This window comes from Azospirillum oryzae, assembly GCF_008364795.1.
Taxonomy (GTDB): Bacteria; Pseudomonadota; Alphaproteobacteria; order Azospirillales; family Azospirillaceae; genus Azospirillum; species Azospirillum oryzae.
Genome location: NZ_VTTM01000001.1, coordinates 626284 through 640372, shown reverse-complemented (window position 1 = coordinate 640372; position 14089 = coordinate 626284). Strand labels below are relative to the sequence as shown.

General features: G+C 66.0%; 15 protein-coding genes. 9 read left to right on the top strand and 6 right to left on the bottom strand.

The features are described from left to right. Positions 1-36 precede the first annotated feature (36 nt). Positions 37-1044 (top strand): endolytic transglycosylase MltG, encoded by a 1008-nt coding sequence (gene mltG / locus FZ938_RS03065; protein ID WP_149197189.1) that lies wholly within the window; start codon positions 37-39, stop codon positions 1042-1044. Between the two features lie 124 nt (positions 1045-1168). Beyond that, entirely contained in the window at positions 1169-1459 is a 291-nt protein-coding gene (locus tag FZ938_RS03060; RefSeq protein WP_149197188.1) for a DUF2934 domain-containing protein, read from the top strand. A 26-nt stretch (positions 1460-1485) separates the two neighbouring features. Here FZ938_RS03060 and FZ938_RS03055 read toward each other — a convergent pair whose 3' ends face one another. Further along, positions 1486-1725, bottom strand: coding sequence for a hypothetical protein (locus FZ938_RS03055; protein ID WP_149197187.1), 240 nt, complete (start codon positions 1723-1725; stop codon positions 1486-1488). A 702-nt stretch (positions 1726-2427) separates the two neighbouring features. Here FZ938_RS03055 and recG point away from each other — a divergent pair. Continuing rightward, positions 2428-4509 carry an ATP-dependent DNA helicase RecG gene (gene recG / locus FZ938_RS03050; RefSeq protein ID WP_149197186.1) on the top strand — a complete coding sequence of 694 codons (2082 nt, stop codon included), beginning with the start codon at positions 2428-2430 and terminating at the stop codon, positions 4507-4509. On the opposite strand, the gene FZ938_RS03045 is transcribed toward recG, so the two are convergent. Together FZ938_RS03045 and FZ938_RS03040 are read right to left on the bottom strand one after the other, a co-directional pair. Then, positions 4461-5249, bottom strand: a complete 789-nt coding sequence (locus tag FZ938_RS03045; protein WP_149197185.1) for a DUF502 domain-containing protein — start codon at positions 5247-5249, stop codon at positions 4461-4463. The genes recG and FZ938_RS03045 overlap by 49 nt on opposite strands. Positions 5250-5376: 127 nt before the next feature. Next, positions 5377-5778: a hypothetical protein gene (locus FZ938_RS03040; RefSeq protein WP_149197184.1), complete on the bottom strand. Its 402-nt coding sequence runs from the start codon at positions 5776-5778 to the stop codon at positions 5377-5379. Positions 5779-5981: 203 nt separating this feature from the next. Between FZ938_RS03040 and FZ938_RS03035 the strand changes: the two genes are divergently transcribed. Beyond that, complete coding sequence (locus FZ938_RS03035) at positions 5982-6728, top strand: Crp/Fnr family transcriptional regulator (protein WP_149197183.1); 747 nt, start codon at positions 5982-5984, stop codon at positions 6726-6728. Positions 6729-6841: 113 nt separating this feature from the next. Here FZ938_RS03035 and FZ938_RS03030 read toward each other — a convergent pair whose 3' ends face one another. Then, complete coding sequence (locus FZ938_RS03030; protein WP_149197182.1) at positions 6842-7039, bottom strand: hypothetical protein; 198 nt, start codon at positions 7037-7039, stop codon at positions 6842-6844. A 39-nt stretch (positions 7040-7078) separates the two neighbouring features. Continuing rightward, entirely contained in the window at positions 7079-7273 is a 195-nt protein-coding gene (locus FZ938_RS03025) for a hypothetical protein (protein WP_149197181.1), read from the bottom strand. A 239-nt stretch (positions 7274-7512) separates the two neighbouring features. Between FZ938_RS03025 and hisE the strand changes: the two genes are divergently transcribed. After that, entirely contained in the window at positions 7513-7974 is a 462-nt protein-coding gene (hisE, locus tag FZ938_RS03020; protein ID WP_246457477.1) for a phosphoribosyl-ATP diphosphatase, read from the top strand. A gap of 36 nt (positions 7975-8010) precedes the next feature. On the opposite strand, the gene FZ938_RS03015 is transcribed toward hisE, so the two are convergent. Next, positions 8011-9705, bottom strand: coding sequence for a sensor histidine kinase (locus FZ938_RS03015; protein ID WP_149197180.1), 1695 nt, complete (start codon positions 9703-9705; stop codon positions 8011-8013). 479 nt (positions 9706-10184) lie between these two features. Between FZ938_RS03015 and FZ938_RS03010 the strand changes: the two genes are divergently transcribed. The 4 genes from FZ938_RS03010 to FZ938_RS02995 all read left to right on the top strand — a co-directional run bounded on the left by FZ938_RS03010 (position 10185) and on the right by FZ938_RS02995 (position 14088). Further along, positions 10185-11945: a hybrid sensor histidine kinase/response regulator gene (locus tag FZ938_RS03010; RefSeq protein ID WP_246457476.1), complete on the top strand. Its 1761-nt coding sequence runs from the start codon at positions 10185-10187 to the stop codon at positions 11943-11945. 117 nt (positions 11946-12062) lie between these two features. Then, a complete protein-coding gene (locus FZ938_RS03005; RefSeq protein WP_149197178.1) occupies positions 12063-12614 on the top strand; it encodes a SiaB family protein kinase in 552 nt (183 codons plus the stop codon). A gap of 23 nt (positions 12615-12637) precedes the next feature. Further along, entirely contained in the window at positions 12638-13036 is a 399-nt protein-coding gene (locus FZ938_RS03000) for a DUF1987 domain-containing protein (RefSeq protein WP_149197177.1), read from the top strand. After that, the gene (locus tag FZ938_RS02995; RefSeq protein WP_149197176.1) at positions 13033-14088 is read left to right on the top strand and encodes a sensor histidine kinase; all 1056 of its coding nucleotides are present in this window, start codon (positions 13033-13035) and stop codon (positions 14086-14088) included. The genes FZ938_RS03000 and FZ938_RS02995 overlap by 4 nt, the downstream gene beginning before the upstream one ends. Position 14089: the final 1 nt, after the last annotated feature.

Sequence of the window (14089 nt, the reverse complement as noted above, 5' to 3'; positions counted from 1 at the left end):
CCGACGTTGCGGTCTGCAGTCTTCAAGAGGTGAGCGATGGGTTGGGGTCTCCGGATTTTCGCGGGGACGCTGGCCCTCGCGGTCGGTGCGGCGGGCGGAATCGGCGTCTGGGGTTACCAGCGCTATTCGGCCCCCGGACCGTTGGAGCAGGTCGAGACCGTCGTCATCCCGCGCGGCAGCGGGCTTGAGGCCATTGCCATCACGCTGGGCGAATCCGGCGTGATCGGCTCGCCGCTGGTGTTCGTCGCCGCTGCCAAGTTGTCCGGCACCTTCCGTGAGTTGAAGGCCGGCGAATACCAGTTCCCCGCGGGAATCAGCATCGAGGGGGTCTTGGAGCAGATGCGCCAGGGCCGCACCGTCGTGCATCGCCTCACCGTGCCGGAAGGGCTGACCTCGGCCCAGGTGGTGGCGCTTCTGGAACGGGAAGCCGTGCTGACCGGCGACCTCGCGAAGCCGCCGAAGGAAGGCTCGCTTCTGCCGGAGACCTACCACTTCGCCTATGGCGACAGCCGCACCGCCCTGATCGAGCGGATGCAGACGGCGATGACCCAGACCTTGGCGGAGGCGTGGAAGACCCGCGACCAGAACCTTCCCTTCGAAACGCCGCAGCAGGCGCTGACGCTGGCGTCCATCGTCGAAAAGGAGACCGGTGTCGCCGCCGAGCGACCGCGGGTGGCGGGGGTTTTCGTCAATCGGCTGGAAGCCGGCATGAAGCTGCAGTCGGATCCGACGGTGATCTACGCGCTGACCGATGGCAACGGCGAGTTGGGGCGGGCGCTCACGCGAAACGACTGGAAGTTCGAATCGCCCTACAACACCTATGTGGCGACCGGCCTTCCGCCGGGTCCGATCGCAAATCCGGGCAAGGCGTCGATCCAGGCGGTGATGAAGCCGGAGCGGCACGAGTTCTTGTATTTCGTTGCCGACGGCACCGGCGGCCATGTTTTCGCAAAGTCGCTGACCGACCACAACCGCAACGTCGCCAAATGGCGCGAGGTCCAGCAGGGCCGGCAGCCCGATCACGGCGAAACGTCATCGGAGTGAAGGCCGGGGAGTGCCGCGGTCTGCGGCGGAGGGCCGATAACGATCCGCTTGGTTGCGTGTAATTAACAAATTGTGCAGTCTTCGCATCGCAGCAAGCCCAACCACCATTCCCAGGGGAGATGTGATGAGCGTGGATGTCGAACAGCGCATCCGTGACCGCGCCTATGCGATCTGGCTGGAAGAGGGCCGTCCGAACGGCCGCGACGCCGACCACTGGTTCCAGGCCGAGCGTGCGATTCTGGCCGAGGCGGCGACCGTTGCCGATGTCGCCCCGGTCATCGCGATGGTGAAGGCCCCGCGCAAGACCACCAATGCGAAGCCGCGGGCGTTCGTGAAATCCGCCGAACCGGAACAGACGACTCCCGAGCCTCCCAAGGCGCGTAAATCACGCACCCGCAAGCCGGCCTCCGCCTGACCGGAGTTGGGCGGAACCCCCCGGGATCAGGCGGCGTTGGAGGCCTGCGGCAACTCCAGGTTCGAGACGACCATCACCCCGGCGGTCGTGCCGTAGTTCTTACGGGCGGCGCGCAATGCCTCCAGGGCTTCCGTCAGGCTTTCCTCGGCGAAGCCCGGTGCCAATCCGGCCAGTTCCCGCTCCGTCAAGTCGATGAAGGCGTCCAGCAGGCGCGCATGGATGCGGCTGGCCAAGCGGACTTCATCGGCGACCTTCTGTGCGGGCATGGGGAGCTCCATTGGTGTCGTGTGGGTCTAATGATCGGTAGAGCGTCTTCTCGGGATGAACGTCCCGCGAGGCCGATTAGGCGTCGAATAGGGTTAAAAGAACTTTAAATGCCAGATATCTCCGGCAGGGATTAAGAATTACCACTTCGGATTCTATCGAGGCGACGATTGCCGCCCGTATTTGGTGACCGGATCATGCCGCCGTTCTAACCGCCACCAAAGAACTTCAGTGACCGGCCCTGCTCGATGGCTCCGGCGGCCCGGGAATGTGCCGCGGACCGGCATTCTGTTGACCATTGCAACCAATGGGACGACCACCGTTCATGAAGTGGATTTCATGGACGAGTCAGGTTGGGGACAGGGCGGCCGGGCTATTGTCCTTCTTGTGACGCGGTCGGGCCAGCCCCCCTGAAACACCGGCCCGTCACGAATGAGCGTCTTCTTATCTGGTGTCTCTTCCCGATGGTCCCCTGCCATCGGACATGACCGTCCGGTTCTCCCGTTTGCCTCCGGATGGTACCTATCGGCGGAGCGCGTCCGCGGCCAAATCCAAGGCCGACGTTGCCCCCCACCATAGGCCCCTGGCCTCGGGTGCGCTCCGCCGTCCCTTCTTTTCTCCGATGCTGTTCAGTGGCCTTGACGTGGCTGGGTCCACCCGGCTTTCTGGAAGCCGTCGAAGGCTTTCCCGGTAGCGACCCGCCCGTGCGTCCCGCCATTCTTTTTCCGCTGTTCAAACCGGTCACGGCACTCCCCGGCCTCGGCCCCAGGCTGGGCAAGCTGGTGGAGAAGCTCGCCGGCGCCCATGTTGTCGACCTGCTGTGGCATCTGCCCTGCGGTGTCGTCGACCGCCGCTTCTCTCCGAAAATCGCGCAGGCGCCGCACGGGCGCATCGCCACCCTGACCGTGCGCATCGATTCGCACGCGCCGCCGGTGAACCCGCGCCATCCCTACAAGATCCGCTGCACCGACGAGACCGGCGTGCTGGAGCTGGTCTATTTCCATGTCCGCGGCGACTGGCTGTCGAAGCAGATCCCGGCCGGCACCACCATGGTGGTCTCCGGGAAGGTGGAGTGGTTCAACGACACCGCCCAGATCACCCATCCCGATGCCGTCGTCCCGGTCGATGCCAAGGAAGAACTGGAACTGGTGGAGCCGGTCTATCCGATGACCGCCGGCCTGCCGGCCAAGACCCTGCGCAAGGCGGTGCGCGCCGCCCTGGACGACATTCCGACGCTCGATGAATGGCAGGATCCGGCATGGCTCGCCCGTCGCCAGTGGCCTAGCTGGGCCGAGGCGCTGCGGCGTGCCCACACGCCGGAGGATGAGGGCGACCTTGCCGCCACCGCACCGATCCGCTGCCGCCTGGCTTATGACGAGTTGCTGGCGAACCAGCTGGCGCTGATGCTGGTGCGGGCGAGCCAGCGCCGGCTGGCCGGGCGCGCGACCGAGGGCGACGGCAGGCTCCGCCAAGCTGCGCTGGCGGCTCTGCCCTTCTCGCTGACCGGCTCGCAGGCGGCCTCGCTGGAAGACATCTACGCCGACATGGCCGCCGAGCGGCGGATGCTGCGGCTCCTCCAGGGCGATGTCGGCAGCGGCAAGACCGTGGTCGCGTTGATGGCGATGCTGAACGCGGTGGAATCCGGCGCCCAGGCCGCCCTGATGGCGCCCACCGAAATCCTGGCCCGCCAGCATGCCGAAAGCCTCGCACCGTTGTGCAAGGCCGCCGGCGTGGAGATCGGCCTGCTGACCGGCCGCGACAAGGGCAAGGCGCGTCAGGCCGTGCTCGACCGGCTGGCGTCGGGCGAGCTGCCGCTGCTGGTCGGCACCCATGCCCTGTTCCAGGAGGATGTCGCCTTCAAGGATCTGGCGCTGGCGGTGATCGACGAACAGCACCGCTTCGGCGTCCATCAGCGCCTCCAGCTGTCGGCCAAGGGCCGGGCGGTCGACGTGCTGGTGATGACCGCCACCCCGATTCCGCGCACGCTGACGCTGACCGCCTATGGCGACATGGACGTGTCGCGCCTGACCGAAAAGCCGGCCGGCCGCAAGCCGGTGCAGACCGTGACCATCGCGCTCGACCGGCTGGAGGAGGTGGTCCACGGCATCCAGCGCAAGGTGGCGGAGGGCGCGCGGGTCTATTGGGTTTGTCCGCTGGTCGACGAATCGGAACAGAGCGACCTTGCCGCCGCCACCGAGCGTCACGCCTTTCTGCGCGCCACCTTCGGCGACCGGGTCGGGCTGGTCCATGGCAAGATGCGTGGGCCGGACAAGGACGCGGTGATGGCCGCCTTCGCCGAGGGCAGTCTGGACGTGCTGGTCGCCACCACGGTGATCGAGGTCGGCGTCAATGTGCCCGAGGCGACCGTGATGGTGATCGAACATGCCGAGCGCTTCGGCCTCGCCCAGCTCCATCAGTTGCGCGGACGGGTCGGGCGCGGCGAGAAGCCGTCGAGCTGCCTGCTGATGTTCGATTCGAACCTGACGGAGACGGCGCGGGCGCGGCTGAAGACCCTGCGCGATACCGAGGACGGCTTCGTCATCGCCGAGGAGGATCTGCGCCTGCGCGGCGCCGGCGAGGTGCTGGGCACCCGGCAGTCCGGCCTGCCCGGATTTCGGATGGCCGACCTCGCCGTGCACGGCGACCTGCTGGCGGTCGCGCGGGACGATGCCCGGCTGGTGGTGGACCGCGACCCCGACCTTGCCAGCCCGCGCGGTCAGGCATTGCGGACCCTGCTCTACCTGTTCGAACGCGACGCGGCGGCCAAGACCTTGCGGTCGGGCTGATCGTCGCCGCCCTCTTGGTCGGGGCCGGGCGGCGGCTCCACCAGCGTAGGGCGCCGCTCAGGCGGGACGACGATGCCGCCGGACATCACCAGCTTCAGCCCGTCTTCGACGCTCATGTTCAGCACCGTCACCTCGCGGCGCGGCACCATCGCCAGATAGCCGGCGGTGGGCGGCGCACAGGGGATGAAGACGTTGACGAAATCGTCGGCGATGCCCGCCAGCTGCAATTGCACCTCCGGGTGGGCGGCGCCGGTGATGAAGCCCAGCGACCACACGCCGGGGCGTGGATACTGGATCGCCACCACCTCGCGAAAGGCATTGGATTTCTTCGCCAGCACGGTCTCGAAGATCTGCTTCACCCCGCCATAGACGGAGCGGACGACTGGCATGCGCCCGACCACCCCCTCGCCGACGCCCAGTACCAGACGCCCGACATAGCCGGCGGCGAAGGCGCCGATCAGGGTGACGGCGACGATGACCACCAGCACGCCGATGCCGGGAATCGAGAAGGGCAGGTAGTTTTCGGGATTGTAGGTGCTGGGGATCAGCGGGCGGATATAGCCGTCGATCAGCGAGACGAACCACCAGGCGATATAGACGGTGATGGCTATGGGGGCGGTCACCAGGATGCCGGCCAGGAAATAGGCGCGCAGCCGCCCCATGAACCCGATGCCCTCGCGGCGGTGCCGCGCCGGTTCTGCCGTCTGGGTCTTGGCCGCCTGGGCCTTTTGGGCTTTCACCTGACCCCTTCCGGCGACCTTCGGTTCAGTCTGATCTCCGCTCACGCCCGCCCATCCGCCGATCGTCTGTCCGCGCCATAGTGGGGCAAGCGCGGTCCTCTCTCAACTGCCGTTTGGCGGTGATGGGTCAGCCGACCAGCGATCCGGCGATCACACACATGAGGGTGACGGCCCCGGCGATTGCGGCGCCGTCGACATGGTTGGGGAAGGCGCGCCAGAACTCTTCGCGCGACATCGGTTCCGGCGCGTCGAACTCGTCCATGGACAGGCCGGCGGCCATGCCGCCGCAGGTGCGGTCGGCGATGGCGCCGGACAGATGGGCCATGGCGACGGCCAGATAGCAGAGCTTCACGAAATCCAGCAGGAAGCCCAGCGTGCTGTTCGCCTCGCCCAACGGGCTGGCGGTGAAGCCGGTGGCGGCGACCGTGCTCGCCATGGCGATGGCCGCGGCGAAGGGGATCAGGACGACCGACAGCAGCCGTTGCGAATCGACACGGCGGGCGGTGGGCACGGTGAACAGGCTGGACATGGTCGGCGCTCCGGCAACGATGAACGGGGTGCGGTTGAGGGACGGGTCGGCGAGGCGTCGTTCCCTTCTGCGCGTTCGGCGTTAACGGAGGGTTGACACCGGCCATTGGTCACAGCGCCTTCCACCTTTGCGCAGGTCACGCTATCCTTTGGCGCAACAAACAGTCCGGGGCGGCTCCGGAACTTCCCGTACCGAAGGCCGAAATGACCAATTCCGACAGTCTGCCCGATGCGCTGCCCGATTCACCGGCCGACACTCCGGCCGCCGGGCTGGACCGCATAGAGTTGCTGCGTCCGCTTTCCGCCGGTCAGCGCGCCGCGGTGGCGCGCCAATGCCGTTGGCGCCGCTTCGCTCCGGACGAGCAGTTGATCGACCATTGGGCCGAGACCCGTGACGTCGCCTTCGTGGTGGAGGGGCGGGTGCGGGTGCTCAGCCACTCGGCCGGCGGGCGCGAGATCAGCTTCAGCGATATCGATGCCGGGGAACTGGTGGGAGAGATGTCGGCGCTGGACGGCCGGCCGCGCTCCGCGTCGGTGGTGGCGCTGGAGGAGGGAGCATTGATCGCCTTCCTGCCGGCGAAGCCCTTCCAGACCCTGGTGACCGCCCATCCGGAACTGGCGATGGCGATGATGCTGCGCCTGTGCGACAAGCTGCGTGGCGCCACCGACCGCATCATGGAACTGTCGACCCTCGGCGCCAACAACCGGGTCCATGCGGAACTGCTGCGCCTTGCCCGGCGCGCGTCGCGGCAGGGCGCATCCGCGGTCATAACGCCGATCCCCGTCCATTCCGACATTGCTGCACGCGTCAGCACCACCCGCGAGACCGTGGCCCGCGTGCTGAGCGACCTGACCCGTGACGGGATGCTGGAACGTCGCTCCGACGCGTTGGTCGTGCGCGATCTTCCGCGGCTGGAACTGCTGGTCGAGGATGTCCGCGGCGGCGCCTGAGGCGCAGGCCGAAAACGGACCTCCCAAAAAGAAAAGGCCGCGGCCGCCCGAATGGTTGGGCTGTGCCGCGGTCGCCTTTCAAACCCTCAGATTTTCTTGTTCTTGAGCTGTGATCAGCGGTGCAGGGACCGGAACAGGATCACCGCCGGGGTGGACTTCACCCATTCCGTCAGGAACGCACCGACCGGACGCAGCAGGATGGCGGCGGGGGTGGCTTCCAGCCAATCGGCGACGAAATCGCGGACCGGGTGCAGGGTGTGGATGTCGCCGTGGAGGCCGCGGTCGCTGTGATGAAGGCTGAGGATGCTCATGATCTACTCCGTTGATTTGGGGGTGACGAAGGCCGGGCGTCAGCGCTTCAGCAGGCTCAAGACGAAGCCGGCCGGGGTGGCGGCGGCCCATTCGCGCAGGAAGGCGGCGATCGGGCCAAGGACGAGATAGGCCGGGGTGGCTTCGAACCAGGCCACCGGGAATTCGGCGAGCGCGTGCAGGACGTCGTTCGAAGCGTGGTTGTCGGTGCCGGGCTGGAAAGTGGTGGTGGTCATTGTCGTCTCCATCGGGCTGTTGAGGAGACTATATACTGGTATACCCAATGCCAAATACGCTGCCTTTGCATTGCTGGCTGCTGCAAAAATTACAGCCATACAGAGATTTCCTTCAGCCAATGGTCAAACACCAAATCAATCAGTGCTACTGACTATCGCCGGTCGCCGGAAACGCTCTGATCCTCCAGTGGCGGCGGTGAAATGTTTGGTCGACCAATCAACGTCTTGACAGCACCGGTTTGAAAAACGATTTCAGGTACATGGTTCAATACATCGGTCCCGATCCGCTCCGCAGCCTGCACGAGGCCGTACAAACCCTGCGGCGCGAGCCTTCCTCCGTCCCCGAGGCCTCGCGCACGGCAAAGCTGCTGGCGCAGGGCCGAGCCCGCATGGCACGGAAGGTGGGGGAGGAAGCGATCGAAGTGGCGATCGAGGCGATGCGTGGCGACCGCGGCGCTCTGGTGATGGAAGCGGCTGACCTCTTGTACAATCTGGTCGTGCTGTTGGCCGACTTCGACATCGCCCCGGACGAGATCCTGGCTGAGTTGCGGCGGCGCGAACTGGCTTTCGGCATCGCGGAAAAGCTTCCGAAGTCCGAAGAACCGATCAATGGCCCGGCCGCGGAGTGTGGCAACGGCTCCACCAACGGTGTGGCGGCCAATTCTCCCAAGCCGGGCCCGGCCAAACGCTGCAAGCGCTGAAGTCTGTCAGAAGCTCATCGAAGCATTCGACAGTCTCTAAACGGCGTCGCTCTCCTGCGGGAAGACCAGATCGAACCGTGTGCCGGCGTCTCTGGTGAAGTGATACTCGCCGCGTATCTGCCGGGCGAAGGCCCGGATCAGGTCCATGCCCATCGACCGCCGTCCGGGGATTGAGGGGTCCTCGGGTTCGGGGGCGCCGGTGCCGTCGTCCTGGACCGTCAGATGCAGCGATCCGTTCTCCGCCGTCACCACGATGTCGATGGTCCCGGTACAGCGGCCGGTGAAGGCGTGCTTGAAGGCGTTCGACACCACTTCGTTCAGGATCAGGGCGAAGGGCACCACGCGATTGAGGTCGAGGCTGAGCGGTTCCACTCGATGCCTGATGGCGATGGTCCTGCCCGGACGGCTGTGGAAGCTGTTCAGATGCCCGGCCAGGGCCTCGATGAAGCTGTCGAGCGCGACCACGGATACGCCGGTGGCGCGGTAGATCTGCTCGTGGATCAGTCCCATCGTATTGATGCGGGTCAGCGCCTCGCTGAACGGCGCCTCCAGTTCCGGCGCGCGCTGCGCCTGCAGTTCCAGCAGGCTGAGGATCACCTGCAGATTGTTCTTCACCCGGTGATGGATGTCGCGCAGCAACACCTCCTTGTCGGCCAGGGCCTGATCGAGGTGCCGGGTGCGTTCGGTGATCCGGTCCTCCAGTGCTTCGTTGGAGCGACGCAATGCCTCCTGCGCCTCGGCGGCCTGACGTGACCGGTGCAGCGCGATGCCGCCCAGCAGGACAAGCAGCCCCAGTGCCGGGATCGCGAACAGCGCGTATGGTATCACCCTGTCGCGCCACGCCTTTTCGATCGACCCGACGTCGGTGCCGTAAACCACATATATCGGCATGTCCGGCACCTTGCGGCGGGCCAGCAACCGCTCGACCCCGTCGGACGGCGTCATCGCGCGGAAGACACCGTTCCTGTCGGGGATCGAGATCAGCTCCGGCAAACGTCCGATATCGGCACGGTCGGGCGGGGCGTCCGATGGGGTACGGACCAGCACCTCGCCGTCTTCACGCATCAGCAGGATCACGTCGCTCGATCCTCGCAAGACCGAACGGTAGAAGTCGGCGAAATAGCTGGGCAGGAGAGAGATCTGCGCCACCCCCTGGAACTGGTGGTTCGGCAGTTCCATGCGGCGGCTGAGGGTGAAGAAAAGCTCGGAGTTGATCTTGCCCTTTAGCCGCGGGCCGATGTGGATGGTGCTGCCCGGGTTCAGAAGGGCGAGGAAATATTCGCGGTCGCTCGCGGAGAGCGGGCGTATCGGCCATTCGAAGCTGCTGACGCGGACGCGTCCGCTCTCGTCGGTGATCCAATAGGACTGCACCTCCGGCGTCTGGGCCGCCATGGCTTTCAGGCGTTCGTGCAGCAGGGGAGAGCTGTCGATCCGGTCCCAACCCAGATCATCGACCATCCACTCCATATGAGACAGGGTGGCGGCATGGATCCCGAGAGTCTTGGCGGCATGCTCCTCCAGCACGCGGGCGATCGCGGCGCTGCGAACCTCCGCCTCGGCAATCACCTGGCTGCGGTATTGAAAGGCCGCAAACACCAGCAGGGCGGCCGTAAGGGCGAGGGCGACCGCCAGCAGCGCCAGAATCGCCGGTGAAGCGGCCTTGCGTCCCCCACGGACGGTGTCCGGGCTTCCTGCGGCATGTGCATCCTGTTCGAAGCCGGCAGGGGTCATCGGGGCGAGGTTATCCGTTGAGAGAGGGTGGCCAGGCTCAAGAATAGCGCAAAGGTCAACGCCCGTCACTCAACAACCATGTCGTGATAAAATAGCGTACAAATTCCCTGAATAGTCGGTGTCTCCCGTATCGCTTCGATCCTGGGCGTCGATCGACGACCCGATATCGATGCCCTTGAAAATGAGCATCCCGGTCAGTCGCAAAGGCAAGGCGGCCATAGTGGCACTGGCCGGGCAGGGACGCCGTGGTCGTCGACACTTCACACCCTTACTTTCCGGACTTTCCGTTATGCACTGTCGTAATAAAGCATTGCACAACATTAGCTTCGCCGTACATCACTCTTCGTTCATATGCGACAAATTGAAACGAATGCTGCCAATCCGACTTATCGGTCTTGGAAGCGGCACCGTACGGTGGTTCCATTGCGGCCGGGCATAGGCAATCGCGCATAGTGTGACGGGGGCGGCGGATGGCGGGCATGGACGGGGGGTTGGACGACGAACTGCTGTTCGGCCCGGAGGACGGCGCCGTGACGGCTGCAAGTTCTCAACGGCCGTCCGGTGCGCCCTGGCCCGTCCTGGTGGTGGACGACGATCCGCAGGTTCACGCCATGACCGCGGTGCTGCTGCGCGACTTCGACTTCGACGGACGCCCGTTCGAGGTGGTGAGCGCGCTGTCGGCGGAAGAGGCGAAGGCGGTCCTCGCCCAACGGCCCGACCTGCCCATCGCCCTTCTCGACGTTGTGATGGAGACGGAGGACGCCGGCCTGAAGCTGGTACGCCACATCAGGGAGGAATTGGGCAATCGCCGCATGCGAATCATTCTGCGCACCGGCCAGCCGGGTCAGGCGCCGGAGCGGGACGTCATCGTCGGCTACGACATCAACGACTACAAGGCAAAGAGCGAGCTGACAGCGCAGCGTCTGTTCACCACGCTGGTCAGCGGGCTGCGCGCCTGGCGCGACATCGTGGCGATCGAGCGAAACAGGCAGGGGCTGGAACGGATTCTCAGCGCCTCCGCCCCGCTGTTCGAGATGCGGCCGATGCGCGCCTTCGTCGAACGGCTGGTGGAGCAGATCGCCCGCGTCGTCGATCACGGCAGCGCGCCGGCGGTTCTGGCCTGCCGTCCGGTCGACCGCGCCGACGGCAGCCGGACGATCGCCGTGGTGGCGGGATTGGGTGTCTATTCCGGCCGCATCGGGCTGGCGGTGGCCGATATCCTGTCGGTCGGCGCGACGGCGGAAGTGGCGGACGCCCTGCTGACCCAGCGCAATCTCTATCACGACGACCGTTGCGTCCTGGTCTTCCGCACGCGCGAGCATGGCGTGACCATCTTCCGGCTTGAACGGGCGGAGCCCTACACCGCGGACGAGCACCGCCTGCTGGAGCTGTTCTGCAACCGTGTCGCCATCGGCTTCGACAATGTCTGCCTGTACGAGGAGCTGGTGGCGCTGAACCACTCGCTGGAGCAGCGGGTGGAGGAGCGCACGCTCGAACTGGCCGCCAATCAGAAGGCGCTTATCCTGGCCAAGGAACGGGTGGAGCGGGCGCTGGAGCGCGAACTTCTCGCCCGCGACCGGCAGCGCCAGTTCCTGGGCATGGTCAGCCACGAATTCCGTACGCCGCTCGCCATCATCGACAGCGCGGCGCAACTGCTGGCGATGCGGGCCGGGCAGGTGGAGCCGGAGATGCTGGAACGGTTGGCGGTGATCCGCGGCAGCGTCCAGCGTCTGACCGGTCTGATCGACGCCCATCTGACCGACGAGCGGCTGCAGACCAACGCCCTCGTGCTGGAGCGGGCCGAGGTCGACTTGGCCGACCTGATCGACAATGTCGTCCGGCCGTTCCGCGTCGCCTATCCCGACCGTGAATTCAGGATGACCCTGGCCGGTTTGCCGCGGCGGGCGGAGGTCGACGCCAACCTGATCGGGCTGGTCCTGAACAATCTCGTCAACAACGCCGTCAAATATTCCGGTCTGGGCGAAGCGATCCATCTACACGGCGACACCGACGGCGCCATGGCGGTGATCGAGGTGACCGACCATGGCCGCGGCATTCCCGAACCGGAGCTTCCGCGCCTGTTCGACCGCTTCTTCCGCGGGTCGGGTGCGTCCGGCGTGCCGGGCACCGGCATCGGTCTGCACACGGTGCAGCAGATCGTCCATCTGCATGGCGGCGCCGTCGCGGTCGACAGCACGCTGGGAAAGGGTTCGACCTTCCGGGTCGTGCTTCCCGTGTGATGCAGCCCGATGTCGCGGTCGCCGGAATGCCTGATTCCCGAAAGACTATGGCCCTTTCTCGTTGGAGATGACATAGTCGGCTGACTCCCGGCACCTGTGGAACGTCAGGCCACAACCATGCTCGCCCAACAGTATGCGTCGATTAAACGCGATCTCGACGAGAGGGGGATCGTGTTCTCTTTCAGCGGATACTTGTCGGAAGGGATACTTTACTCCCTCGGCGAAGCGCTGCGCGAGAAAATGGCGCTGGAGGAGGCCGATGGTCCCACCATCCGCCGCGTCTTCTCGGTCTTCGTCGAGCAGATGCAGAACATCATCCGCTATTCCGCGGAAAAGATGTCGGGCAGCGCCGGCCGCACGGTGGAACTCAGCGCCGGCATGGTCACCATCGGGATGGAGGGCGGCAAGGTCTTCATCGTCTGCGGCAACACCGTGCGCAACAGCGAGGTTCCCCGCCTGAAGGAGCGGCTGGACCATCTGAAGAGCCTGGATCGCGACGGCATCAAGACCTATTACCGCGAACAGCTTCGGGAGGAGCCGGACGACGGCAGCCGTGGCGCGACCCTGGGGCTGATCGAGATCGCACGGCGGGCCAGCGATCCCATCGACTATGATTTCGATGCAATGGACGCGGACCGCAGCTTCTTCTGCCTCAAGGTCCGCGTGTGAGCGGCCGAACCGAGCGATACGCCATGGACAGCCTGACCCTCCCCGCCACCGGACGCACGCCGGGCGTCTTCTTCGATTTCGCCGGCGGTCATTTACGCATGACCGGCGAATCGTACCCCGACGATGTCGCCGGTTTCTTCGGTCCGGTGTTCGAATCGTTGCGCGACTTTCTCGACCGTCCGGACGGCGGCGCCATCCGCTTCGATATGGAGCTTCTCTATTTCAACAGCTCCAGCGCCAAGGCGCTTATGAACATCTTCCAGATGCTGGAGACGGTGGCCCGGGGCGGGCGGCCGGTGACGGTGACCTGGTGCGTCGAGGAGAATGACGAGTCGATGCGTGAACTGGGCGAGGACTTCGCCGAGGATTTGCGGCATGTCGTCTTCCAAATGCGGGAGTTGCCCGCCGGCGGGGCCCCGTGACCTTCAACCTCTTCGCCGCGGAGGAGGAGGCGCTCGCCAAGGCCCGCGCGCTGGAGCAGAGGCTGGGCGCGCTGGCGCCGGAGTGCCTGCCGGAGTTCCGCGACCTGATCGCCGCCTTCGAACTCAGCACGCGGGAGCAGCAGCGCCTCGTGCGGGTCAGCGATCGGCTGCAGGCCCAACTGAGCGACGCCAATCACGAGTTGGAGCGGCGGCGCAGCGAGGCGGAGGCGGCGCTGGACAGGCTGCGCGAGGCGCAGGAGGCGATGATCCGGTCGGAAAAACTGGCCTCCCTGGGCGCGCTGGTCGCCGGTGTGGCCCACGAGATCAACACGCCGGTCGGCATCGCCGTTTCCTGTGCCTCGCATCTGGCCGACGCCACCCTGGCGATGCGCCGGCGGGCCACCGACGGCGAACTGGGCAAGGCGGAGTTCGCCCGTTATCTCGCCACCGCGATCGACACAACCGACCTGATCCTCGGGAATTGCGAACGGGCGGCACAGTTGATCGCCGGCTTCAAGCAGGTCGCGGTCGACCGTGCCAGCGCTGAGCGGCGCAGCGTCAACCTTGCCGCCTACATCCAGGACACGCTGGTCAGCCTGCAGCCGAAGCTGCGTCCATCGGGCCACGCGGTCGCGGTCAACTGCCCGGCCGACCTGGAACTGGACAGCTATCCCGGCGTGCTGTCGCAGATTCTGTCGAATCTGGTGATGAACGCGCTGACCCATGCGTTCGCCGACAGGCGGGCAGGGGACATGGCGATCACGGTCGACCGCCCCGATCCCGACACCGTCCGCCTGTGCTTCACCGACAATGGGCGCGGCATGATCGAGGAGCATCGCGCCAGGGCGTTCGAGCCCTTCTTCACCACCCGGCGTGGCCGCGGCGGCAGCGGGCTGGGGCTGCACATCGTCCACAATCTGGTGGTCGGAGCGCTGATGGGGTCGATCACCGTGGACAGTGCTCCTGATCGCGGCACCAGCTTCACCCTGCTGTTCCCCCGCCGCACGCCCGATCGGGCGTCGCCGGGCCAGGGATTGCCGGCGTCGGACTGAC